Here is a 22,122-nt window from a genome sequence, read left to right as displayed (position 1 = left end):
CCCGGCATGGCGTTCCGTCCTCGCAGGTGGGTTGCAAACCGGGTGCGGCGTCGGGCTGCCGCACAGTGGTCCGACATGGCGGTTCAGGCCGGCGGCCTGAGCCGGCACGCCCTCCGCTCGCTTCAGTCCGAGGCGCAGGATCTCCGGCGCAGCCTTGACCGCTTCCTGTCGCGGGCGCAGCTGCGGCTGGAGGGCGCGGCGCGATCCGCCGACGTGCTGAACCTGCCCGCCGGCACCGACTGGCGCTGGCGCCCCTCGTTCCTGTCGTCCCGGATCACGCCCGCAGGCATCGCCGCGCCGGTCAGCGGCGAGCGGCTGGGCGAGGAGGCCGCGGTCTGGCACGACTGTTCGGCCCGCGCGCTGATCCTGCGCCAGATGCCCAACCGCAACGCCGCCGACCTCGCGCCCCATGGATTGCAGCTGGAAACGCTGGGATTCACGGGCAGCTATCTGTCGGTGGCGATCAACCTGCCGCCGGACAGCCTGGACGGGCTGACCCGGTCCCATATCGTCCGGCTGGACGCCACGCTGGGCGTCGAGCGCCCCATGAGCATCTATGCCCGGCTGAACATCGGCCACGGGCCCAACACCGACGAGCTGCTGCGCCACCTGGGCGACCTGCTGCCTGGGATGCCCACGACCCGCGTGATCGAGTTCGACCTGCATTACCTCGACATCAACGAACGGCGGCTCGAGCGGATGTGGCTCGACCTGATCTTCGAGGCGCCGCAGATGAACTCGGTCCGCATCCGGGACCTGTTCCTGTCGCGCCACCTGCGCGCGGATGTATAGAGGACAAGATGATCGGGAATTTCGCTTCGCTGGGCCTGAAGGGCGGCGTCTGGGAAGGCGCGCTGCACGTCGACAAGGTGCCGGCCCGCATCGCCCTGACCCTCAGCGGCCACATCATCGGGCTGGCCGAGGTCGAGCCCGAGGCCGAGGGCCTGTGGCGCATCCGCGCGCGTGTCCCCGCCGAGACCCTGGCCGAGGGGATGCAGACCTACATGCTGATCGCCGACGACGGCGTGGGGCTGGAGCCCCCCCGGCCGGGCGCCCGGCGGGTCGGCTATCTGCCCGTGCTGGCGGGCGAGGGGCTGGACGGCGACCTGCGGGCCGAGATCGACCTGCTGCGGGCCGAGCTGGACCTGCTCAAGCGCGAGTTCAGGCGGCTGGCCACCGACTGAAGGCTCAGTCCCGCTGCCAATAGGCGTAGGCGCCCGCCTGGGTGAAACCCAGCCGTTCATACATCGTCCTCGCCGGCGCATTCGCCACGGTCACGGCCAGCGCCAGGTCCTGTGCCCCGTGGTCAAGCCCGAAACGGGCGGCGCGGCGGACCATCCACGCGCCCAGGCCCCTGCCCCGCCATTCCGGCAGCACCGCCAGCGCGTGCAGCATGGCGACGCCCCCGTGGACCGCGACGAAAGCCACGCCCGCCGCGCGGTCCCTGCTGCGCCCGAGGATCGCGGCCTTGGGATGCCTAGCCCTCTCGATGATCGCCTGCCGTTCGGGGCCGATGCCGGCCTGCGCCCACAGGTCGCGCTGGATGGCCAGCGGCGGCCAGCAGTCCATGGCCGTGACGGGAGGGATCGGCGGCTCGGCCAAGCGGGTTGCCGGCGCAACGAGGATCAGCGTGGGATCGGTTTCCCGGTAGCCGCGCGCCGCCAGCGCCCCGGACAGGTCACGATCGCCCGAATCTACCGAGAACAGAAGCGGCTGGCCCCAGGCGCGGTGCCGGGTCTCGGCGTCGTCGATGTCGGCGTCTGTCCAGTCCGCCACGGCGCGGGCGGCGCTGACGCGGCCGCCCCCACCCTCGCCGCGCGCGATCAGGAATCCGCCCTCGTGCGCGTAGTCGACGGCGGGCCATGTGGCCGTCCAGGCCGCCTCGAACTCGGGCGGGATCACAGGGCCAGCCGGGCGACCAGCGCGGCGCGGGCCTGCGCCACCTCCTCGGCGTCCAGTCCCCGGATCACCAGGTTCGTGCCGTAGCGCCCGCCCTCGGCAAAGGGATAGCTGCCCAGTGACAGGCGGGGATAGGCGCCCGCGACCTCTCGCAGCCCGTCGGCGATCTCGGATTCGGGGCGGTCCACGCGGATCGTCTCGGACACCGGGGGGCGGCCGGGGGTCAGGCGCGGCAGCAGCGCCTCGACCATGCTGCGGAAGACGGAGGGAACCCCCGCCATGACATGCAGCCCGCCGATGGAAAAGCCGGGCGCAGCCGATTCGGCGTTCTCGATCAGCCTGGCCCCCACGGGGATGCGGGCCATGCGCAGGCGGCTTTCGGTGACGGGGGTGCCCAGCCGGTTCCAGCGTTCCTCCATCACGCGCCTGGCCTCGGCGTTCATCTCCAGCGGCACGCCGTAGGCGTCGGCGACCGCATCGGCGGTGATGTCGTCATGCGTGGGCCCGATCCCGCCCGAGCTGAAGACCATGTCCCATGCCCCGCCCAGGTGCCGGTCAAGCGCCCGGATCGCCGCGACGATCGCGTCGTGGTCGTCGGCCACCACCCGGATTTCCCGCAGGTCGATGCCCACCGCGTTCAGGATGCCGGCAAGGTGATGGGCATTCGCGTCGCGGGTGCGGCCGGACAGGATCTCGTCCCCGATCAGCAGGATGGCGGCGGTGGGATTGTCGGACTGCATGGGGCTGCCTTTCTGTTCGCGCGCCATAATGACAGGCGGCAGGGCTGGAACAAGTGGGCCGCGGGGACTATCTGGCAAGTCAAGCGAAAGGACTGCCCGATGAACGAAGCCCGCGTCACCCCCGAGGGAATCCGCATCCATGCCGCCGAGGACTTCGAGGGCATGCATGCTGCCGGCCGGCTGACCGCGCAGATCCTGGACGAGGTGGGCGAGCGGGTCTTTCCCGGCGCCACCACGGGCGAGATCGACGACTTCATCCGCAGCCGCGTCGAGGAACTGGGCGCGACAAGCGCCACCATCGGCTATCGCGGCTATCAGCACGCCAGCTGCATCAGCGTGAACCACGTCGTCTGCCACGGCATTCCGGGCGACAAGCGGCTGGTCGACGGCGACATCCTGAACATCGACGTCACCGTGATCCTCGACGGCTGGTTCGGCGATTCCAGCCGGATGTATGTCGCGGGCACGCCCTCGGTGAAGGCGAAGCGCCTGATCCAGGTCACCCATGACGCGCTGATGAAGGGGATCGAGGCCGTGCGCCCCGGCGCCACCTTCGGCGACATCGGCGCGGCGATCCAAGCCTATGCGGAAGGCCACCGCATGTCGGTCGTGCGCGACTTCTGCGGCCACGGGATCGGCCGCGTCTTCCACGCGCCGCCGAACGTCCTGCACTTCGGCCGGCCCGGCAAGGGTCCGAAGCTCGAGGAAGGGATGTTCTTCACCATCGAGCCGATGATCAACCTCGGCCGTCCCGAGACCAAGGTGCTGGCCGACGACTGGACCGCCGTCACCCGCGACAAGTCCCTGTCCGCGCAGTTCGAACATGCCGTGGGCGTGACCGCCGACGGCTGCGAGATCTTCACCCTTTCGCCCGCAGGCAGGTATTTCCCGGCGATCTGAGCCCGCTCAGCGCCGGGTGCCCCTGGCCAGCTTGACCGCACCTCTGGCCGCAAGCCCGGCAAGGGTGGTCACGGCCAGCGCAACGGTCTTGCGGTTGCGCAGGACGAAGCGCGCGACCTTGAGGCCGGTCTTGACATTGCGACGATAGGACATGGCCAGCCTTTCCTTGCGAGGGGACTGGCTCAATGCATCCGGCGCGCCGAAGTTTCAGCGCATCGCCCCGCCCGGCCGGTTCACGCCAGCGCGGGTGCCGGCGCCTCGACCGGCCCGTCGGTGAACTGAAGCCGCGCGAGGCGGGCGTAAAGGCCGCCCTGCGCCACCAGTTCCTCGTGCGTGCCCTGCTGAACGATGCGGCCGCCTTCCATCACCACGATCCGGTCGGCCTTCTTCACGGTGGCAAGGCGGTGGGCCACGATGATCGTCGTGCGGCCCTGCGCCAGGGCGTCGATGGCGTCCTGAACCAGCCGCTCGGACTGGGCGTCCAGCGCGCTCGTCGCCTCGTCCAGCAGCAGGATCGGCGCGTCCCGCAGGATCGCGCGGGCGATGGCGATGCGCTGCTTCTGCCCGCCCGACAGCATCACGCCGCGCTCGCCCAGTTCGGTGTCGTAACCCTGCGGCAGCGACATGATGAAGTCATGCGCGTTGGCCGCGCGGGCGGCGGCCTCGATCTGCGCGTCGGTGGCATGGGCCTGGCCGAAGCGGATGTTCTCGCGCGCGGTGGTGGCGAAGATCACCGGGTCCTGCGGGACCAGCGCGATGGCCTGCCGGAAATCGGCGCGGGCCATGTCGCGCAGGTCGATCCCGTCGATGCGGACGGTCCCCCGGTCGGGGTCCCAGAAGCGCTGGATCAGCTGCACCACGGTGGTCTTGCCCGCGCCCGAGGGGCCGACCAGCGCGACCGTCTCGCCGGGGCGGATCGCCAGCGTGACATCGTCCAGCGCCGAGATGTCGGGGCGGGTCGGATAGCGGAAGCCGACCGCCTCGAAGTCGATGCGTCCCGCGACCGGACGCGGCAGCGGCACGGGCCTTGCGGGATCGCGCAGCGTGTCCTCGGTCGCCAGCAGGTCGCCCAGGCGCTCGGTGGCGCCGGCGGCGCGCTGAAGCTCGCCCCAGATTTCCGACAGCGCCCCCAGGGAACCGGCGACAAGGACGGCGTAGATCACGAACTGCACCAGCTCGCCCACCGTCATGGTGCCCGCGCGCACGTCGCGCGCGCCCACCCACAGCACGCCCACGACGCCCGCGAAGATCAGGAAGATCACCAGTGCCGTCATCATCGCGCGGATGCGGATGCGCCGCTCGGCCGAACCGAAGGCGGTTTCGGTCACGCGGGCGAAGGCGGCGCGCGTGGGTTCCTCGGCGGTGAAGGCCTGGACGGTCTGCGCGGCCAGCAGGGCCTCGGAGGCGGTGCCGGACGAACTGGCGATCCAGTCCTGGTTCTCGCGCGACAGGGCCCGCAGGCGGCGGCCCAGCACGATGATCGGCACGATCACCACCGGCACCAGCAGGAACAGAAGGCCCGTCAGCTTGGGCGAGGTGATGAGCAGCATGACCAGCCCGCCGATCACCACGATGGTCTGGCGCAGCGCCAGCGAGACGGAGCTGGAGATCACCGACAGGATCAGCGTCGTGTCGGTGGTGATGCGGCTGATGATCTCGCCCGTCATCACCCGTTCGAAGAAGGCGGGAGACAGGCCGATCACCCGGTCGAAGACGGCGCGGCGGATGTCGGCCACGACACGCTCGCCCAGCCGCGTGACAAGGGCGTAGCGCAGTGCCGTGCCCAGGGCGAGGGCGGCCGCGATTCCGAGGGCCGCGAGGAAATACTGGTCGAGGAGCCTCGCCCCTTGGCCGAAGCCGTCCACGATGCGGCGCACGGCGACAGGCAGGACCAGGCTGACGGCCGAGGTGGCCAGCAGCGCCACGAACGCCCCGGCCATCATCGCGCGATAGGGACGCAGGAAGGGCCACAGCGCCCTCAGCGCGCCGATGCGGCGGGTGGTCGGGCGGTCGATCGTCGGCTTGGGTTGGCGGGCCAAGGGCTTGCTCCGGCGCTGGGTCCGGGATGGTGTAGGCATTGGGCCGCCCTGGGGCAACCCGAAGCCCTGCGGCATCCTGACCGCAGGGCCGCCCGTTGTGGCGTCCCGTGCAGGGGCCTGCTTCAGACGCCGCCCATGATCGCGCCGATCACCGCGCAGGCCAGCACCGCATAGCCCATGTCGATCAGCGTCATCACCATGGGGCGGGGTGAATAGGTGTTGGTGATGAAGAACCAGGGCGCCACGATGGCCGCGCCGATGCCTGCGCCCCAGCCCAGCCCCGCGACGACCCCGTCGATGCCCGCGCGCACGTAAAGGATGCGGATCATCGCCGCGATGGCGACCAGCGCGACGCCGGCCAGCAGGTAGGGCGTGACCGACCGCGACAGCGGGTGGCCGATGTTCTGCACCTGCAGGCCCGAGGCATTGCTGTAGACCCTGTCGTTCAGCCGATACCAGATCGCGCCGATCACCCAGGCCAGGATGGCGGCGGCAATGACGATCATCAGTTCCATCGGATCACCCCTTCGCGCCCGCAAGCGCCAGCACCGCGTCCCATTCCTCGGCCGTCACCGGCTGGACCGACAGGCGCGAGTTCCTGACCAGCACCATCTCGGCAAAGCGCGAGTCGGCCTTGATCTCGGCCAGGCCCACCGCCCGGGGCAGGGCCTCGACCGCGCGCAGGTCCACGCATTCCCATCTCGGGTCCTCTGCGGTCGAGTCGGGATGGGCCTCGGCGATCACCTCGACGATGCCGACGACCGCCTTGCCGAGGTTGGAATGGTAGAAGAAGCCCCGGTCCCCGACCTTCATCTCGCGCATCAGGTTGCGGGCCTGATGGCTGCGGACACCGTCCCATTCCTCGCCCGCGTTTCCCTTCGCGACGAGGTCGTCCCAGGAAAACACATCCGGCTCGGACTTGAAAAGCCAGCGGGTCATCCGATGGCCTTGCGCCAGGCCATGACCTCGACCGAGTCGAACACGTCGGCCGCCGCATAGGGGTCCTCGGCCACCCAGGCCTTTGCCGCGTCCAGATCGTCCGCCTCGATGATCAGCAGCGAGCCGCAGGGGTTGCCGTCCTCAAGGAAGGGCCCGGCCAGCTGCACCCGGCCCGATCCGTTCAGCCAGGCGAGATGCGCCTCGCGCGTGGTCATGCGGGCATTCAGGCGTCCGGGCTTGTCCCGGCAGATCACGGCGAACAGCGGCATCATTCCTCCTTGAGCGGGCGTGCGAGCAGAAGCTCCACCGCCTGTTTAACGCCGACGCGGCCCCCGGCAAGCCCGGCGATCAGGGTCGAGACGGGCATCTCGATCCCGGTCCTTGCGGCAATGGCGGCGACGGCGCGGGCGGTGGCGGCACCTTCCACGGTGACATGGGGGTCGAAGGCCTCGGCCCGGCCCAGCGCCAAGCCATAGCGGAAGTTGCGCGACTGTTCCGAGGTGGCTGTCAGGATCAGGTCGCCCAGGCCCGACAGGCCGGTCAGCGTCTCGGGGTCGGCACCCTTGGCGGCAGCGAAGCGGGTCATCTCGGCGAAGCCCCGCGTGATGATGGCGGCGCGTGCGGAATCGCCCAGGCCCGCGCCGATGGCGACGCCCGCCGCGATGGCGATGACGTTCTTCAGCGCGCCCCCCAGCTCTGCCCCCGTCACATCGGTCGTGCGGTAAAGCCGCAGGACCGGGGTGGACAGCGCGTGCTGCAACCGGTGCCCCGCCTGGCCGTCCGCGCAGGCGAGCGTCAATGCGGTCGGCAGTCCCCGCGCGATGTCGGCGGCGAAGCTGGGACCGGTGAGGACGGCCACGGTCGAGCCGGGGCAGGCCTCGGCCAGCATCCGCGCGGGCGAGCGCCCCGTGGCGAGGTCGATCCCCTTGGCGCAGCTGACCAGCGCGCGGCCGTCGAGCCGTGCCCCGTGATCCGACAGGAAGGCGCCCGTGGCCTGCGCGGGAATGGCGACCAGCAGGATCTCGGCCTCGGGCAGGGTTTCAGTCACGTCCACGCTTCCGGGCAGCGTGACACCGGGCAGCAGCGGGTTTTCCCCCTGCCAGCCGATGCGGCGGCCCCACAGCGACACCGGCCCCCTGGCCGACAGGGTGACGGCCAGCGCCGTGCCGAAGGCGCCTGCGCCCAGAACGGCGATGTTCATGCCTTGGCCCCGCGCTTGCCCGCGCCCAGCATCGGCGCGGCGCTCTGGTCCAGCGGCCAGCGGGGCCGCGCGGCGAGGTCCATGCCGTCGCGGTGGCCGAGGCGGAAGCGCTCGATCCCGGCCCAGGCGATCATCGCGGCATTGTCGGTGCACAGCGGCAGGGGCGGCGCAAGGAAACGGACGCCGGCCTCTGCCGCCACGCGTTCCAGCGCCGCGCGGATGGTGCGGTTGGCCGCGACCCCTCCGGCAACGGCAACCACGGGCACATCGGCCTGCGCCAGGGCACGGCGGGTCTTCTCGGCCAGCACCTCGGCCACGGCCGCCTGGAACGAGGCGCAGATGTCAGCGCGCAGGCTTTCGCGCAACCCGCCCTCGGCCGCCACCGCCTGGTCGCGGACGCGCAGGACGGCGGTCTTGAGGCCGGAAAAGCTCATGTCGCAGCCCGGGCGGTCCAGCAGCGGACGCGGCAGGGGGATGGCAGCGGCGTCACCCTTGGCCGCCTCGGCTTCCACCACGGGACCGCCGGGCTGGGGCAGGCCCAGAAGCTTGGCCACCTTGTCGAAGGCCTCGCCGGGCGCGTCGTCGATGGTGCCGCCAAGGCGGGTGAACTCTTCGGGCCCCGACACCCGCAGGAACTGGCAATGACCGCCGGACACCAGCAGCATCAGGTAGGGAAAGCCGATCCCGTCCGTCAGCCGGGGCGTCAGCGCATGACCGGCAAGGTGGTTCACCCCCACCAGCGGCAGGCCGGTCCCGGCGGAAAGCCCCTTGGCCAGCATCACGCCGGCCATGACCCCCCCGATCAGCCCCGGCCCCGCCGTCACGGCGATGGCGTCGAGATCGCGCAAGCCGACCCCCGCCTGCTCCAGCGCGGCCTCGACGCAAAGGTCCAGCCGCTCGGCATGGGCGCGGGCGGCGATTTCCGGCACGACGCCGCCGAAGGCCGCGTGCAGGGCCGCCTGGCCCGAGACGACCGAGGACAGCACGCGGCGGTCCTCGGTCACGACCGCGGCGGCGGTGTCGTCGCAACTGCTCTCGATGCCAAGGACGGTCAGGGGCATGGTTGAATTCGCGGGGATGCTGCGGCTTATCGGGGGTTAGCACCGGCCCGAAGGAAACGCCATGCGAGAGCCTGCCCCCCTGCCGCCCGCGCTCCTGATCACGCGTCCCGAACCCGCGGGGCGCCGGTTCGCCGCGCGGATCGCCGGGCTGGGCCTGCGCTGCGTCGTCGCACCCCTGCAGCGGATCGTGCCCGTTCCCCATGACGCGCGCGCGCTGGAGACGGCGAAGGGACTGGTCTTCACCTCGGAGAACGCAGTCCCCTTTGCCGGTCCCGGGGCAGGCCGGCCGGCCTTCTGCGTGGGCCCCCGGACGGCGGAACGCGCGCGGGCGGCGGGGTTCGTCGTGGCCGAGGGGCCGGGCGACGCGGCGGGGCTGATGCCGATGCTTCAGGACCTCGGACCGGGCTGGGTGCATCCGCATGGCGCGCATCTGGCGGCGCGCCTGCCGATGCCGGGCGTCGTCGTCTATGACCAGCAGGCGCTGCCCCTTCCGGCCGAGGGCATCGCGCTGCTGCAGGGGTCGGCACCCGTGATCCTGCCGCTGTTTTCGCCCCGCTCGGCCAGGCTGGCGGCAGGGGCGGCGCGGGACGCGGCCGCCCCGCTGTGGATCGCGCCGATCAGTCCTGCGGCCGAGGCCGCATGGGCTGCGGCCTGGACCGGGGGGCTCCTGCGATCCGAGGTCGCGGACAGGCCTGATGCGGAAGGGATTGTTCACGCCATCCATCGCCTGCTGGATGGGGAACGCGCGGCCCTCGGCGCGGGTTGAGCAGGCCGACGCGCCCGTCTAGGGTTGGCGCCACCGCGCCGCTGCCAACGGCGTGTCTTCTGCAAGGGTTTTCGACCGCACCGGAGGCTGGCCTGCCGCCGGAAACTTCAAGGGATCGCCGCGCCATGACCGACCGCCCCGACGACGCCGCACCGCACCGCCGCCCCGAGCCGGCGGCCCCCGGCACGGCCCTCCCCTCGCGCGAGGCGTCGGCGCCCGACACGGAAGGCGCCGAGGCGCCCCCCGCGCCGCCCATCGAATCCGCGCTGGTGGGCGAGAACGGCGACCGACCCGCCATGTCGCGCCGCGCCCCCGACGAGGGCAGCGCCGAGCGGCCGGTCACGATCGACATGCCGGACGGCGGCAAGGCGGATGCAGCCGGGCCCTCGGGCGCCCGGGCCGAGGAAACCGTAGCCCCCTCGGCGATCCCCACGGTGACGCGCCCCGCGTCGCCTGAGCCGGGCACGGCGTCCACCGCCGCCCGCTCCCCCGCCTCGGCCCCCGCCCCCGCCCCCGCCCCCGCGCCAAGGCGGCGAGGCGGGTTCATGCCCCTGTTCCTGGGCGGGGTCATCGCAGCGGCGCTGGGAGCAGGCGCCGCCTGGTGGGCCGTCCCGCGCCTGCCCCCCGCGTGGCAGCCTGCCCCCGTCGCCAGCACCGCCGCCACGGACGCGCTGCGCGCCGAGATGGAGCGGCAGGCGGCCGAGATCGAGACCCGCGCCGTCGAGGCCGCCCGCCAGGCCGCGTCGGAGGCCGCGACCCAGGCCGCGAGCGCCAGCCTTGCCGGCCAAGGCGGAACCCTGGTCGAGCAGGCCCGTCAGGCGGGCGCCGATGCGGCCGCCAAGCTGCTGGCCGAGGCACCCGCGGCACCGGGCGCAGACCCCTCGGTCGCGACGACGCTCGCGGCCCAGGCGCAGCAGCTTGCCACGCTGGACGAGGCCGTGACCGCCCTGCGCAGCGCGCCCCAGCAGACCGTGGATCTTGCCCCGCTCCAATCGGCGGCAGACGAGCAGGCCGGGCGGCTCACGGCGCTGGAAGAGGCGGCTGCCACGCTGCGGGACACCCCGGCCGTCGATCTGGCCCCGCTTCAGCAGCAGCTTGACGCGCAAGCGGCCCGGATCGCCGAACTGGCGCAGCGCCCCGCCGTCGATCCCGCCGCGGTCGAGCGGCTGAACGCGCTGGCCGCCGAGGCGGATGCCCTGTCCCAGCGCATCGCCACTGCCGCCGACGAGGCCCAAGCGCGGCTGGCCGAGGCGGAGACGCGCGCCACCACGCTGGCGCAGTCGGCCGAGGACGCCGCGCGCCGCGCCCAGGCCGCCTCGGCCGCGCTGGCCATCGGCGAGGCGCTGCAAAGCGGCGCGCCCCCCACGGCCGCGCTGGCGCAGCTCGAGGAGGCGGGCGTGACGCCGCCGCCCGCGCTGACGGCCCGGGTTCCCACGCTGGACGAGCTGGTCGCGGCCTTCCCCCCTGCCGCCCGCGCCGGTGTGCGCGCGTCCCTGCAGGCCGAATCGGCGCAGGGCGAAGGAAGCATCCTGGGGAACTTCCTGCGCGCCCAGACCGGCGCGCGCTCGGTCGAGCCGCGGCAAGGCTCGGACGCGGACGCGGTGCTGTCGCGCTCGGGCGCGGCGGTCGAGCGGGGCCACATCCAGGCCGCGCTGGACGAACTGGCCGCCCTGCCCGAAGCCGCGCGCCCCGCGATGGCCGACTGGACCGCGCAGGCGCAGGCCTATGTCCAGGCGCAGGCCGCCCTGGGCACGCTGGTCGCCCCGGCCGCCCCTGCGACAGAAGACGCGGCTAACGCCGCCCCCGGCGCGCCCGAGGCGCCGCCCGCACCGGAACCTGCCCCTGCCGCCGGGGACGCAGCGGCCGCTGCCCCCGCCGAGCCAGCCCCGGCCGCCGCTGCTGAAGCTGCCGCCGAGGCTTCCCCTGCGCCCGAGGGCGGGGCCGCTGAAGCGCCCGCACCTGCCGAGCCTGCCCCGGCCGCCGCCGCTGAAGCTGCCGCCGAGGCTTCCCCTGCGCCCGAGGGCGGGGCCGCTGAAGCGCCCGCGCCCGCCGAACCCTCCGCCCCCGCCGCCGAACCGGCGGCGGCAGGCGCGGCACTTCGTCCCACGCCGCCGGTCATCACGGCCACCGTGCCCCTGCACCAACCCGAAACGCCGCCGGCCGACGCCCGCGCCGCAGCCCCGTCCAACTGAGGTTCCCGCCGATGCTGCTTACGCTTCTCAAGGTCACGTTCTTCTTCGCCGTCGTGCTGGCGGCGGCGTTGGGGGCGATGTACCTGGCCGAACATGGCGAGCCTCTGCTGATCCAGTTCAACGGCGTCGAATACACGCTGGGGCCGGTGCAGGCCGCCATCGCCGCCCTCGTGGCGCTGTTCCTGGCCTGGCTCGCGGTCCAGATCCTGCGTCTGGCGCTGGCCTTCCTGCGGTTCCTCGCGGGCGACCGCACCGCGATCCACCGCTATTTCGACCGCACGCGCGAACGCCGCGGCTACCAGGCACTGGCCGAGGGGATGCTCGCCGTCGCCTCGGGCGAGGGACGCCTGGCGCAGGACCACGCCAAGCGCGCCGCCAGGTACCTGGACCAGCCGCACCTGACCAACCTGCTGGCCGCGCAGGCGGCCGAGACGGCGGGCGACGCCACCCATGCGGAACAGGTCTACCGCGAGATGCTGACCGACAACCGCACCCGCTTTGTCGGCATCCGGGGGCTGATGCAGCAGCGCCTTGCCATGGGCGACACCTCGACCGCGCTGCGGCTGGCCGAGAAGGCCTATGCGATCAAGCCCACCAACGCGGGCCTTCAGGACACGCTGCTGACGCTGCAGACCCGCGCCCATGACTGGAAGGGGGCGCGCTCGACCCTGAAGGACAAGCGCCGGCAGGGCGCGCTGCCCAAGGACGTGGCGATCCGCCGCGACGCCGTTCTGGCCCTGCAGGAAGCGTCCGAGGTGCTGGCCCACGGCAATTCCATCAGCGCGCGCGAGGCCGCGATCAGCGCCAACAAGGCCTCGCCCGATCTGGTGCCGGCCGCCGTGCTGGCCGCCCGCAGCTACCTGGCGCAGAAGGACACCCGCAACGCCAGCCGCCTGCTGCAGAAGGCCTGGGGCGCGCAGCCCCACCCCTCGCTGGCCGCGGCCTATGCCGAGATCGTCCCCGACGAGACGCCCGCCCAGCGGATGCGCCGCTTCGAGGACCTGATCCGCCAGAACCCCGACCACGAGGAATCGCGCCTGCTGCGGGCGGAACTTGCGCTGGCGGCCGAGGACTTCCCCGCCGCCCGCCGCGCGCTGGGCGACCTGGCCGAAACGCATCCGACCGTGCGGTCCATCGCGATCATGGCGGCGGTGGAACGCGGCTCGGGCGCCGACGACAGCGTCGTGCGCGGCTGGCTGGCGCGCGCCATGAACGCGAGCCGCGGGCCGCAGTGGGTTTGCGACAACTGCCACAACATCATGCCCGAATGGTCGCCCGTCTGCGACAGCTGCCACAGCTTCGACACGCTGACCTGGCGCGAGCCCCCCGTGGCCTCGCGCATGGCGACGGCCGGAAACGGGATCGAGATGCTGCCCCTGATCGTCGGCCGCCCGCAGCATGCGGCGGAGGATGCCGATGCCGCCGCCGTGGCCGGCGTCTCGCCGCCCCTGCCTGCGCCCAAGCCGCAGCGCCCGGCGCCTCGTCCCGTCCAGCCCGGCATGATCGAGCGTGATTCGGACTACGAGCCCTCCTCGACCGTGACCCACCGCGAGAAGCCCTCGGGCAGGAAATCGCGGCGCGGCGCCTCGGGGGCCGAGCCCTCGGCGCCCGGAATGATCGGCGCAGCCGCGCCGGCTTCGGAGGGTCCCGCAACCGTCGCCGAGGCCGGTCCGCAGCCGCCGGTGGACCCGGCACCCGGCGCGGCCGAGCCCCCCACGGTTGTCACCGTCGAGGTGATCGAACCCGCGGCGGGCGAGCCCCCGGTGCGGCCCGATGTCGAACCTGTGACGTCACCGGGGCAGGAAATGCGCTGACCCCCTTCCCCTGCCCGCGGGATGGTGCTAATCCGCCCCGCACGCCGCAGTAGCTCAGCTGGTAGAGCACGTCATTCGTAATGATGGGGTCGGGGGTTCGAGTCCCTTCTGCGGCACCACTTCCATTCACTCGCCTGCCACGCCGCCCCTGCCGGGCGGCGCTGTCTTTTCCGGGATGGGCCTCAGCCCTTGGGGGCGGCGTAGACGGCGGCCCAGAAGACGGTCTTGCCGTCCGACCCGATCGCCCGGCCGATGCCGAAGTCGGCCACGGGCGGCAGCATGATGTTCTGCGCGTGGCCCGAGGATCGGCTCCATACCGTCAGCACCTGTCCGAGGTCGAAGGGACCGGCAGCGATGTTCTCGGCCGTCACGATGGGGCGATAGCCCACGCCCTTGACCCGCTGCGCAGGCCCCTGCGTGCGGCTGCCCTGATGGGCCATGACCCCGCGCCGGGCCATGTCGCAGGCGTGCTTCGCCGCCGCCTGGGCAAGGCGCGCATTGGCGCGGACCGGGGGCAGGTTGGCGGCCGCGCGCTGCTGGCTGGTCACGCGGGCGGCGGCCTCGTTCTCGCCACGGCTGGTCGCCGGGCAGCTTGCGGCCCCGGGTGCGGCCGCCTGCACGCGCAGCGGATTCGAAAGGACCGCCCCTGGCAGGGCCAGTGCAAGGGCCGCGACGGCGAGCGAAAGGCGTGTTTTCATCCTGGCTTCCGATCTCTGAACTGGCTGGCGATCCGCCCGATCACGCACACGCGCAAGCAGGCATCACGTCTTGTCATAATCAACCATAGATTGTTATTCCTTCGCCTGATCCAAGGCCTGACGCCGCGTTCCTGTGCGGGTCCGTCGCCGGAAACTTGCCCCTTGGGCAGATTTCAGCCCATCTTCCCCTTGCGGGAATTACGGAGGGGGAGCCGATGTCGCGCTTTGTCAGCATCGCGGATCGTGACCGGGTCGAGGCCGAGATGCCTTACGCCGAGCGGCCGCTGCCGAAGACGATCCATGGCTTCCTTTCCGCCGCGCGCGACCGTTTCCCGCAGCGTCCGGCCCTGGCATTCCAGTTGCTGTCCGACCCCCGCAGCCGGGCCTGCACGCTGAACTGGACCGAGTTCCACGAGCGCGTGACCGAGACGGCCAACCTGTTCCGCAGCCTCGGCGTGGGGCCCACGGACACCGTGGCCTATCTGCTGCCGAACTGCCTGGAAACGCCCGTGGTTCTGCTGGCGGGGGCGACGGCGGGGATCGTGAACCCGATCAACCCCCTGCTGGAACCGGAACAGATCGCCAGCATCCTGCGCGAAACCAATGCCAAGGTGCTGGTCACGCTGAAGTCGATGCCCAAGTCGGACGTGGCCCAGAAGGCGGCGGCGGCGCTGGAGCTGGCACCCAACGTGCAGACCCTGCTCGAGGTCGACCTGGCACGCTACCTTGGCGGGCTCAAGCGGCTGATCGTGCGCTTCCTGCGTCCGCGCGTGGTGGCGAAGCACAAGGCGCGGGTGCTGGACTTCGAGGCGGCGGCCTCGGCCCAGCCCCATGACCGGCTGACCTTCGAGGACGTGCAGGCCGACCGCGTCGCCGCCTATTTCCACACGGGCGGCACCACGGGGATGCCCAAGATCGCCCAGCACAAGTATTCGGGCATGATCTACAACGGCTTCCTGGGCGGCTCGCTGCTGTTTGGGGAAAGCGACGTGCTGATGTGCCCGCTGCCGCTGTTCCACGTCTTCGCGGCCTATCCGATCCTGATGTCCTGCATCCAGTCGGGCGCCATGATGGTGATGCCGACGCCCGCCGGATACCGGGGCGAGGGCGTGATGGACAATTTCTGGAAGCTGGTGGAACGCTGGCAGGCGACCTTCCTGATCACCGTGCCGACGGCCATCGCCGCGCTGATGCAGCGCCCCGTCAACGCCGACGTGTCCAGCCTCCGCACGGCGATCTCGGGTTCGGCCGCGCTGCCGATCGAGCTTTACAACCGCTTCAAGCAGGCGACCGGCGTCGAGATCGCCGAAGGCTACGGCCTGACCGAGGCCACCTGCCTTGTCAGCTGCAACCCGGTGGACGGGCTGAAGAAGGTGGGCTCGGTCGGCATCCCCCTGCCCTACACCCATGTCCGCATCCTGCGGCGCACCCCCGAGGGCTTCAAGGACTGCGGCACCGACGAGGTGGGCGAGATCTGCGTGGCCAACCCCGGCGTCTTCGAGGGGTCGACCTATACCGAGACGGACAAGAACCACGACCTGTTCGCCGAGGACCGTTTCCTGCGGACGGGCGACCTCGGGCGGATCGACTCGGACGGCTACCTGTGGATCACGGGGCGCGCCAAGGACCTGATCATCCGGGGCGGCCACAACATCGACCCGGCCGAGATCGAGGAAGGGATGCTGTCGCACCCCGACGTGGTCGGCGCGGCCGCCATCGGCCAGCCCGACAGCTTCGCCGGAGAGCTTCCCTGCGTCTATGTCCAGTTGCGCGACGGCGCGAGCGTGTCCCCCGGGGCGCTGGCCGAACATGCCCGCGCGCATATCCACGAACGCGCCGCCGTCCCCAAGCATATCGAGATCCTGCCCGAACTGCCGACGACCGCGGTGGGCAAGGTCTTCAAGCCCGCCCTGCGCAAGCTGGCGATCGCCCGCGTCCTGTCGGCGGCGCTGGAGGGCACCGGCGTCTCGGTCGCCGAGGTGGCCGAGGATCGCAGGAAGGGCCTGACCGCACGCGTCAGCCGGGCACCGGGCACTGACGAGGCCGAGGTGGCAAAGCGGCTGGGCGAGTTCACCGTCCCCTGGGAATGGACCTGACGCCCTAAGGGATCGGGCCCGGGCGGCGCCTGCTGAAAGGGCCAGAACCGCCCATCGACGGACATACTCCGGAGGCACCCGGACGAAACCGGGCCTTGGGGATCAGCCCTGCGCTGCGGGCGCGGTCCCTTCGCCTTCCCCCGCATCCTCGGGGCGGTTTCCCGAAGCGACCCGACGGAGGCATCGGCCCACCGAAAAGCGCCGGGCCGACCGACAAAGGCGCGCAAGAGCATTGCGGTCTGCCGAGTGCCGGTCCGGGGGGCGTCCCTCGTCTCGCGGGCTGTGGCGGCAGGGCGGGCAGCGGCGGCCCTGTCCCGGCCATTGACGCGGCACCGGCCCTGCGCGTATGTGCCGCTGTCCGAGTTCCGGCCCCGCCGGATTGAAAGGGAACACGGGACGGCCGGAACAGGCCGAGGCCGTGGCTGCCCCCGCAACTGTGCGCGGAGAGCGGCGCCGACACGCCACTGGGGCCCCGGCCCCGGGAAGGCCGGCGCACGCGATGACCCGCAAGCCAGGAGACCTGCTCGGCGACACCCTTTCGATGGTGCGGGGCGCGCCAGCGAAGCGGCCTGACCGCAGCGGTGATCCGTCAGCCGTCTGCGGGGCCGCCATGCCCCCGGACCCACGCCAACCTCGCGGGCGTTGCCCGCCCCTTGGGACCGATCATGCCCGTCCGCATCCTTTGCCTGACCGCCGCGCCCGTTGCCGCCGCATTGGTCCTTTCCGCCCCTGCCCTTGCGCAGGACACCCTGACGCTGGACCCCGTGATCCTGTCGGGCGGCTTCTCGTCGGTCGAGGCCGACGCATATGGCCGTGCCGCGACCGTGCTGGATGCCGAGGACCTGCGCCGGCGCGGCGTCAGCAGCGTCCAGGATGCGCTGCGCGGCCTGCCGGGCGTTTCGGTCAGCAGCACCGGCGCCTCGATCACCGCGATCCGCATCCGCGGCGGCGAAACGCGGCACACGCTGGTCCTGATCGACGGGGTCAGCGCGGCGGCGGGCGATCAGCCCTACTTCCTTTCCGGCCTCGAGCTGGCCGATGTCGAGCGCATCGAGGTGCTGCGCGGGCCGCAGTCGGTCTTCTACGGCTCCAACGCCGCCTCGGGCGTGGTCAACATCATCACCCGCAAGGCCGACAGGACCGGGGGCCTCGCCCGCGCCGAGCTTGGCAATGGCCAGGCGATCGCCCTGGGGCAGTCCATCGTGGGCGATCGCTGGAGGCTGCAGGGCGACTGGTCGTGGCGCGACGACAAGGGCTTCGACGTCTCGGCGGGCGATGGGGGCGACGACGACGGCATCCGCCGGGGGACCCTGGCGCTGTCCGGCGACTACCGCGCGACCGAGACGCTGACCTTCGGCTTTTCGGCCCGCCGTTCCGACGAACGCTATGGTTTCGACGCCACCAACTGGGCCGCCACCGGCCCCGACGACTACCTGATCGACAGCGACGACGAGGCAAAGCGCGACGAGCGGATCGGCACGGTCTGGGCCACCCTGGACACGCTTGACGGGCGGCTCGAGCACCGGCTGGCCTGGCAGGACACCCGCTACCGGCTGGAATCGGATGACGGCACCACCTCGCGCGCGCGGACGCGGGCGCTGAAGTATCGCGCGACCTTTGGCCTTGACGGCCCGGTGGCCGAAGCGGACCAGACCCTCGCACTGGCGCAGGACTGGATCACCGACGAGGCCACGGGCGTGGCCGACAACCGGCGCGAGACGCGCTCGACGGCACTGGAATACCGGGGCGCTTATGCCAACGGCCTCGATATCCAGCTGGGCCTGCGCCACGACGACAGCTCGGAGTTCGAATCCAAGACCACCTGGAACGCGGGCCTGTCCTGGCGGATCGAGGGCACGCCCCTGCGCCTGCACGCCTCGGCCGGGACAGGCATCAGCAACCCGCAGTATTTCGAGATCCTCGGCGGCTATGGCTATATCGGCAACCCGGACCTGAAGCCCGAGGAGAACCGCAGCATCGACTTCGGCCTCGAATACAGCCTGCCGGACGGGCGCGGGGTCATCGACGTGACCTGGTTCAAGGAGCGGCTGGAGGACGAGATCACCTTCAGCGGCGTGCTGCTGCCCAACGGGACCAACTATTACAACCAGGACGGCACCAGCCGGCGCGAGGGGGTCGAGGTGGCCTTGCGGCAAGAGGTGACAGAGACGCTGACACTCGGCGCGGCCTATACCTATCTGGATGCGACCAATTCCGACGGCTCGGTCGAGGTGCGCCGGCCCCGGCACGAGCTTGCGGCGAACGTGAGCCTGCAGACCTTCGGCGGGCGGGGCTGGGTGGCGGCCGATCTGCGCCATGTCCGCGACCTTGCCGACACGCAGTACTGGGGCAGCTACGCCATCGAGGACCTGCCCGACTTCACCAGCGTCAACCTTGCCGCCAGCTATGACCTGACCGACCAGGCGCGGCTGTCCGCCCGCGTCACCAACCTGTTCGACGAGGAGTATTCCGAAACCTGGGGCTATGCCGCCCCCGGCCGCGAGGCCTGGCTGGGGATCGAGACGCGGTGGTAAGCCTGCGCGCCCTGACGGTGCTCGCGCTGGCGGCGGGACTTGCGGTGCCCGCCGGGGCCGAGCCGCCCAAGCGGGTCGTGTCGATGAACCTGTGCACCGACCAGCTGGCGATGGCGCTGGCGGCGCCAGGGCAGCTGATCTCGGTGTCCTACATCGCACGCGATCCCCGCGCCTCGGCCATGGTCGAGGAAGCCCTGCGTTACCCCGTCAACCGGGGGCGGGCCGAGGAAGTCTATCTGCTGCATCCCGACCTTGTGCTGGCGGGCAGCTTCGGCGGACCGGCCGTCGCCATGCTGCACCGGCTGGGCGTCCCGGTGGTCGAGGTCGCGCCTCCCACTTCGCTGGACGAGGCGCGCAAGGCGATCGCGCAGGTCGGCGCGGCCCTGGGCCGCAGCGAGGAGGCGGCGGCGATGATCGCCGCGTTCGACCGGGAACTGGCTGAACTTTCCCGGCCCGTGGGACCCGATGTGCCGACTGCGGCGACCTGGGGTCCCAACGGCTATTCGGTCGCAGGGGACACGCTGGCGGGGGACATCATGCGCCGGGCGGGGTTTTCGCTGGTGACGGACCGGCTGGGCATGGACACCTCGGGTTATGTCCCGCTGGAAGTGCTGGTCATGGCCCAGCCCGACCTGATCGTGACCGGCACCCCCTATCCCGGCAACTCGCGGGCCGAGGAGGTGCTGGACCATCCCGCGCTGGACAGGTTGGACGGCCGTGTCCTGCGCGTGCCGGACGCGCTGTGGACCTGCGCCCTGCCCCGCTCGCTGGAAGCCTTGGCGATGCTGTCGGCCGAAGCCGAGGCGCTGCGATGAGGCGGGATGCGCGCCTTCTGGTCGTCCTCGCCGCGCTGGTTGCGGCTCTGGCCCTGGCGTCGCTGCTGACAGGCCCCGCAGGCGCCGGACCGCGCGCGGGGCTTCAGGCGCTGTGGACCGGCGAGGGACCGCTGGGCATCGTGCTGCGCGAGATCCGCGCACCGCGCACCGTGCTGGCCATCATGGTCGGCGCCAGCCTCGGCCTTTCCGGCGCGGCGCTCCAGGGCTATCTGCGGAACCCCTTGGCCGAGCCGGGGCTGATCGGCATTTCCGCCTCGGCCGCGCTTGGGGCGGTGATCGCGATCCAGGCAGGCGTCTCGGCGCTGGCGCTGGGCGTGCCCTTCGCGGCGCTGGGGGGCGCGCTGGGGGGCGTCGCGCTGATCCTGGGGCTGGCAGGACGCCGCGCCGGGGGCTTGGGCCTGATCCTGGGCGGCATCGCCGTTTCGGCGCTGGCGGGGGCGCTGACCGCGCTGGTCCTGAACCTGTCGCCCAACCCGTTCGCGGCCTATGACATCATGTTCTGGACAATGGGTTCGCTGGCCGACCGCAGTTGGGGCCATGTGCTGACCGCGGCCCCGCTGATGCTGGCGGGATGGCTGGCGCTGGCGCGGACGGGGCGCGACCTCGACGCGCTGTCGTTGGGCGAGGAAGCCGCGGCCTCGATGGGCGTGAACCTGCCACGGTTGCGGCTGGCAGTGGTGCTGGGCTCGGCCGCCGCGGTGGGCGCGGCGACCGCAGTGGTAGGGGCGATTGGCTTCGTGGGACTGGTGGTGCCGCATCTGCTGCGGGGCGCGGTGGGGGCGATGCCCTCGCGCCTGCTGCCCGCCTCGGGCCTGGGAGGCGCGGCCCTGGTGCTGGCGGCGGACGTGGCCGTGCGGATGATCCTGCCCGAACGCGACCTCAAGCTGGGGGTGATGATGGCGCTGGTCGGCGCCCCGGTCTTCCTGCATCTCATCTGGCGCACGCAGGCCGGACGATGAGCCTGATCCTTCAGGACCTGACAGTGCGGCGGGACGGCTGCCCGACCGTCGATCACGTGACGCTGTCGGTGCCGGCGGGCAGCTTCGTCGGGCTGATCGGCCCGAACGGCGCGGGCAAGACCACGCTGATGCAGGCCGCGCTGGGGCTGATCCCCTCCGAGGGGCAGTCGGACCTCGCCACCCTGCCGCCAGCTCGCCGCGCCCGCCGTGCCGCCTGGCTGCCGCAGGCGCGCGAGATCGCCTGGCCCATCCCGGTCGAGGCGCTGGTGCGCCTGGGCCGCCGCGCCGATCCCGACCGTCGCGCCGACGCGGCTGCCGTGGCCGAAGCCATGGCCGCGCTGGACGTCACCCATCTGGCAAGCCGTCGCGCGACCGAGCTTTCGGGCGGTGAGCTGGCCCGCGTGCTGATCGCCCGGCTGCTTGCGCAGCGCACGCCGCTGATCCTGGCCGACGAGCCGGTGGCGGGGCTCGACCCCTCGCACCAGTTTGCGGTGATGGAGCTTTTCGCCCGCCTCGCACAGCAGGGGCGCACGGTCATCGCCTCGATCCACGACCTCGCGCTGGCCGCGCGCTTCTGCCACCGGCTGGTGCTGATGGACCGGGGACGCCTGGTCGCGGACGGCCACCCGTCCGACGTGCTGACGCCCGCGCGGCTGGAACAGGTCTTCGGCGTCTCGGGCGCCTTCGTGCCGACGCCCGCGGGGCCGGTCTTCGTCACCCTGCCGCCACCCCCAGGGTCTTGCGCGCCCGCGCCACCAGAGCCGTGAGGTCCTCGAAGCTCTGGTCCCCGAACAGGGCCTCGTCGCCCGCGATCAGCGTCGGGGTGCCGATCAGGCTCATGTGATCGGCCAGCATGAACGAGCGGGCGATGTGATCCTCGACCGGGTCGGACTGCATCGCTTCGCGCAGCTTCGCCTCGTCCAGCCCCAGGCGGCGCACCACGCGCATCACCGATGGCTCGGCCGCGCGGTCCTTCATCGCCATCAGCCCGGCGTGGACCTGCCAGTATTTCCCTTGCTCGCGCGCGGCCAGCGCCGCCCGCGCCGCGAAGTCCGAGCCTTCGCCGAAGACCGGCCATTCGCGGAAGACGACGCGCAACTGCGGGTCCGAGCCGATCAGCCGCTGCATCGCGGGGACCAGCTTTTTGCAGAAGGGGCAGTTGTAATCGAAGAACTCGGTCAGCGTGACATTGCCGTCCGGATTGCCCAGCACGACGGCATTGCGGTCCCGCTCCAGCGCCTCGCGCAGTTCGGCGGGCATCGGGTTCGGCCGGTCGGCCCCCTGCCCCAAGGCGGGCGAGGCCGCCGCGGCGGCAAGAAGGGCAATCGTGGCGCGGCGGCTGGGCATGAAACGTCCTTTCCGTGATCCGCCGCCACGCTAGGAACGTTGGGGGGCAGAGGGAAATCACGAAGCCTCCAGTGTCGGGGGCCGCGCCCCGGAGGACAGAT

The 22,122-nt window shown here is 72.0% G+C and carries 22 protein-coding genes, 1 tRNA gene and 1 riboswitch; of the genes, 12 read left to right on the top strand and 11 right to left on the bottom strand.

Features of this window, described 5'->3' with window-relative positions:
• Positions 1–6 precede the first annotated feature (6 nt).
• Positions 7–792, top strand: a complete 786-nt coding sequence (locus CK240_RS00665) for a DUF6478 family protein (protein ID WP_095638410.1) — start codon at positions 7–9, stop codon at positions 790–792.
• Between the two features lie 8 nt (positions 793–800).
• On the top strand, positions 801–1,184 hold the full coding sequence (locus CK240_RS00660; protein WP_095638409.1) for a hypothetical protein: 384 nt from the start codon (positions 801–803) through the stop codon (positions 1,182–1,184).
• Positions 1,185–1,188: 4 nt separating this feature from the next.
• Here the strand turns inward: CK240_RS00660 and CK240_RS00655 are convergent, their stop codons facing one another.
• Both CK240_RS00655 and CK240_RS00650 read right to left on the bottom strand, forming a co-directional pair.
• On the bottom strand, positions 1,189–1,902 hold the full coding sequence (locus CK240_RS00655; protein WP_095638408.1) for a GNAT family N-acetyltransferase: 714 nt from the start codon (positions 1,900–1,902) through the stop codon (positions 1,189–1,191).
• Positions 1,899–2,639 carry a competence/damage-inducible protein A gene (locus CK240_RS00650; protein WP_095638407.1) on the bottom strand — a complete coding sequence of 247 codons (741 nt, stop codon included), beginning with the start codon at positions 2,637–2,639 and terminating at the stop codon, positions 1,899–1,901. The genes CK240_RS00655 and CK240_RS00650 overlap by 4 nt, the downstream gene beginning before the upstream one ends.
• A gap of 99 nt (positions 2,640–2,738) precedes the next feature.
• Here CK240_RS00650 and map point away from each other — a divergent pair, with 99 nt between their 5' ends.
• The gene (gene map, locus CK240_RS00645; protein ID WP_095638406.1) at positions 2,739–3,539 is read left to right on the top strand and encodes a type I methionyl aminopeptidase; all 801 of its coding nucleotides are present in this window, start codon (positions 2,739–2,741) and stop codon (positions 3,537–3,539) included.
• Positions 3,540–3,545: 6 nt separating this feature from the next.
• On the opposite strand, the gene CK240_RS18550 is transcribed toward map, so the two are convergent.
• From CK240_RS18550 to tsaD, 7 genes are all read right to left on the bottom strand, one after another.
• Positions 3,546–3,692 (bottom strand): hypothetical protein, encoded by a 147-nt coding sequence (locus tag CK240_RS18550; RefSeq protein WP_167649934.1) that lies wholly within the window; start codon positions 3,690–3,692, stop codon positions 3,546–3,548.
• 80 nt (positions 3,693–3,772) lie between these two features.
• A complete protein-coding gene (locus CK240_RS00640) occupies positions 3,773–5,578 on the bottom strand; it encodes an ABC transporter transmembrane domain-containing protein (RefSeq protein WP_240517224.1) in 1,806 nt (601 codons plus the stop codon).
• 122 nt (positions 5,579–5,700) lie between these two features.
• Entirely contained in the window at positions 5,701–6,093 is a 393-nt protein-coding gene (locus CK240_RS00635) for a DUF1761 domain-containing protein (protein ID WP_095638404.1), read from the bottom strand.
• Between the two features lie 4 nt (positions 6,094–6,097).
• On the bottom strand, positions 6,098–6,517 hold the full coding sequence (locus CK240_RS00630) for an EVE domain-containing protein (RefSeq protein ID WP_095638403.1): 420 nt from the start codon (positions 6,515–6,517) through the stop codon (positions 6,098–6,100).
• On the bottom strand, positions 6,514–6,786 hold the full coding sequence (locus CK240_RS00625) for a YciI family protein (RefSeq protein ID WP_095638402.1): 273 nt from the start codon (positions 6,784–6,786) through the stop codon (positions 6,514–6,516). The genes CK240_RS00630 and CK240_RS00625 overlap by 4 nt, the downstream gene beginning before the upstream one ends.
• Positions 6,786–7,718 carry an NAD(P)H-dependent glycerol-3-phosphate dehydrogenase gene (locus CK240_RS00620; protein WP_095638401.1) on the bottom strand — a complete coding sequence of 311 codons (933 nt, stop codon included), beginning with the start codon at positions 7,716–7,718 and terminating at the stop codon, positions 6,786–6,788. The genes CK240_RS00625 and CK240_RS00620 overlap by 1 nt, the downstream gene beginning before the upstream one ends.
• Positions 7,715–8,779 carry a tRNA (adenosine(37)-N6)-threonylcarbamoyltransferase complex transferase subunit TsaD gene (gene tsaD, locus CK240_RS00615; protein WP_095638400.1) on the bottom strand — a complete coding sequence of 355 codons (1,065 nt, stop codon included), beginning with the start codon at positions 8,777–8,779 and terminating at the stop codon, positions 7,715–7,717. The genes CK240_RS00620 and tsaD overlap by 4 nt, the downstream gene beginning before the upstream one ends.
• Before the next feature lie 61 nt (positions 8,780–8,840).
• Here tsaD and CK240_RS00610 point away from each other — a divergent pair, with 61 nt between their 5' ends.
• The 4 genes from CK240_RS00610 to CK240_RS00595 all read left to right on the top strand — a co-directional run bounded on the left by CK240_RS00610 (position 8,841) and on the right by CK240_RS00595 (position 13,670).
• Positions 8,841–9,545 (top strand): uroporphyrinogen-III synthase, encoded by a 705-nt coding sequence (locus CK240_RS00610; RefSeq protein WP_095638399.1) that lies wholly within the window; start codon positions 8,841–8,843, stop codon positions 9,543–9,545.
• A 125-nt stretch (positions 9,546–9,670) separates the two neighbouring features.
• The gene (locus CK240_RS00605) at positions 9,671–11,737 is read left to right on the top strand and encodes a COG4223 family protein (protein WP_095638398.1); all 2,067 of its coding nucleotides are present in this window, start codon (positions 9,671–9,673) and stop codon (positions 11,735–11,737) included.
• Between the two features lie 11 nt (positions 11,738–11,748).
• Positions 11,749–13,551, top strand: a complete 1,803-nt coding sequence (locus tag CK240_RS00600; RefSeq protein WP_095638397.1) for a heme biosynthesis protein HemY — start codon at positions 11,749–11,751, stop codon at positions 13,549–13,551.
• Positions 13,552–13,594: 43 nt separating this feature from the next.
• A tRNA-Thr gene (locus CK240_RS00595) sits at positions 13,595–13,670 on the top strand.
• 63 nt (positions 13,671–13,733) lie between these two features.
• On the opposite strand, the gene CK240_RS00590 is transcribed toward CK240_RS00595, so the two are convergent.
• The gene (locus tag CK240_RS00590) at positions 13,734–14,249 is read right to left on the bottom strand and encodes a CAP domain-containing protein (protein WP_095638396.1); all 516 of its coding nucleotides are present in this window, start codon (positions 14,247–14,249) and stop codon (positions 13,734–13,736) included.
• Positions 14,250–14,464: 215 nt separating this feature from the next.
• Between CK240_RS00590 and CK240_RS00585 the strand changes: the two genes are divergently transcribed.
• The 5 genes from CK240_RS00585 to CK240_RS00565 all read left to right on the top strand — a co-directional run bounded on the left by CK240_RS00585 (position 14,465) and on the right by CK240_RS00565 (position 21,441).
• Positions 14,465–16,345 carry an acyl-CoA synthetase gene (locus tag CK240_RS00585; RefSeq protein WP_095638395.1) on the top strand — a complete coding sequence of 627 codons (1,881 nt, stop codon included), beginning with the start codon at positions 14,465–14,467 and terminating at the stop codon, positions 16,343–16,345.
• Between the two features lie 345 nt (positions 16,346–16,690).
• A riboswitch (cobalamin riboswitch) is annotated at positions 16,691–16,887 on the top strand.
• A 123-nt stretch (positions 16,888–17,010) separates the two neighbouring features.
• Entirely contained in the window at positions 17,011–18,879 is a 1,869-nt protein-coding gene (locus tag CK240_RS00580; RefSeq protein ID WP_095638772.1) for a TonB-dependent receptor plug domain-containing protein, read from the top strand.
• Positions 18,873–19,694 (top strand): ABC transporter substrate-binding protein, encoded by an 822-nt coding sequence (locus tag CK240_RS00575; protein ID WP_240517223.1) that lies wholly within the window; start codon positions 18,873–18,875, stop codon positions 19,692–19,694. The genes CK240_RS00580 and CK240_RS00575 overlap by 7 nt, the downstream gene beginning before the upstream one ends.
• On the top strand, positions 19,691–20,674 hold the full coding sequence (locus tag CK240_RS00570) for a FecCD family ABC transporter permease (protein WP_095638394.1): 984 nt from the start codon (positions 19,691–19,693) through the stop codon (positions 20,672–20,674). Before CK240_RS00575 ends, CK240_RS00570 begins: the two co-directional genes overlap by 4 nt.
• A complete protein-coding gene (locus tag CK240_RS00565) occupies positions 20,671–21,441 on the top strand; it encodes an ABC transporter ATP-binding protein (RefSeq protein ID WP_095638393.1) in 771 nt (256 codons plus the stop codon). The genes CK240_RS00570 and CK240_RS00565 overlap by 4 nt, the downstream gene beginning before the upstream one ends.
• On the opposite strand, the gene CK240_RS00560 is transcribed toward CK240_RS00565, so the two are convergent.
• A complete protein-coding gene (locus CK240_RS00560) occupies positions 21,389–22,021 on the bottom strand; it encodes a DsbA family protein (protein WP_095638392.1) in 633 nt (210 codons plus the stop codon). The two genes, CK240_RS00565 and CK240_RS00560, sit on opposite strands and share 53 nt — an antisense overlap.
• Positions 22,022–22,122 lie beyond the last annotated feature (101 nt).

Origin of the sequence: Paracoccus salipaludis (assembly GCF_002287065.1) — a bacterium.
In the GTDB taxonomy this organism is placed as follows: Bacteria; Pseudomonadota; Alphaproteobacteria; order Rhodobacterales; family Rhodobacteraceae; genus Paracoccus; species Paracoccus salipaludis.
This window is presented reverse-complemented; position numbering and strand designations above follow the sequence as displayed.

Coding starts and splice junctions, on each gene's coding strand:
- CK240_RS00590 (WP_095638396.1), bottom strand. CDS start 14,249: ATGAAAACACGCCTTTCGCTCGCCGTCGCGGCCCTTGCACTGGCCCTG.
- CK240_RS00600 (WP_095638397.1), top strand. CDS start 11,749: ATGCTGCTTACGCTTCTCAAGGTCACGTTCTTCTTCGCCGTCGTGCTG.
- CK240_RS00565 (WP_095638393.1), top strand. CDS start 20,671: ATGAGCCTGATCCTTCAGGACCTGACAGTGCGGCGGGACGGCTGCCCG.
- CK240_RS00560 (WP_095638392.1), bottom strand. CDS start 22,021: ATGCCCAGCCGCCGCGCCACGATTGCCCTTCTTGCCGCCGCGGCGGCC.
- CK240_RS00625 (WP_095638402.1), bottom strand. CDS start 6,786: ATGCCGCTGTTCGCCGTGATCTGCCGGGACAAGCCCGGACGCCTGAAT.
- CK240_RS00620 (WP_095638401.1), bottom strand. CDS start 7,718: ATGAACATCGCCGTTCTGGGCGCAGGCGCCTTCGGCACGGCGCTGGCC.
- CK240_RS00610 (WP_095638399.1), top strand. CDS start 8,841: ATGCGAGAGCCTGCCCCCCTGCCGCCCGCGCTCCTGATCACGCGTCCC.
- CK240_RS00635 (WP_095638404.1), bottom strand. CDS start 6,093: ATGGAACTGATGATCGTCATTGCCGCCGCCATCCTGGCCTGGGTGATC.
- CK240_RS00570 (WP_095638394.1), top strand. CDS start 19,691: ATGAGGCGGGATGCGCGCCTTCTGGTCGTCCTCGCCGCGCTGGTTGCG.
- CK240_RS00660 (WP_095638409.1), top strand. CDS start 801: ATGATCGGGAATTTCGCTTCGCTGGGCCTGAAGGGCGGCGTCTGGGAA.
- CK240_RS00650 (WP_095638407.1), bottom strand. CDS start 2,639: ATGCAGTCCGACAATCCCACCGCCGCCATCCTGCTGATCGGGGACGAG.
- map (WP_095638406.1), top strand. CDS start 2,739: ATGAACGAAGCCCGCGTCACCCCCGAGGGAATCCGCATCCATGCCGCC.
- CK240_RS00605 (WP_095638398.1), top strand. CDS start 9,671: ATGACCGACCGCCCCGACGACGCCGCACCGCACCGCCGCCCCGAGCCG.
- CK240_RS18550 (WP_167649934.1), bottom strand. CDS start 3,692: ATGTCCTATCGTCGCAATGTCAAGACCGGCCTCAAGGTCGCGCGCTTC.
- CK240_RS00665 (WP_095638410.1), top strand. CDS start 7: ATGGCGTTCCGTCCTCGCAGGTGGGTTGCAAACCGGGTGCGGCGTCGG.
- CK240_RS00585 (WP_095638395.1), top strand. CDS start 14,465: ATGTCGCGCTTTGTCAGCATCGCGGATCGTGACCGGGTCGAGGCCGAG.
- CK240_RS00630 (WP_095638403.1), bottom strand. CDS start 6,517: ATGACCCGCTGGCTTTTCAAGTCCGAGCCGGATGTGTTTTCCTGGGAC.
- tsaD (WP_095638400.1), bottom strand. CDS start 8,779: ATGCCCCTGACCGTCCTTGGCATCGAGAGCAGTTGCGACGACACCGCC.
- CK240_RS00580 (WP_095638772.1), top strand. CDS start 17,011: ATGCCCGTCCGCATCCTTTGCCTGACCGCCGCGCCCGTTGCCGCCGCA.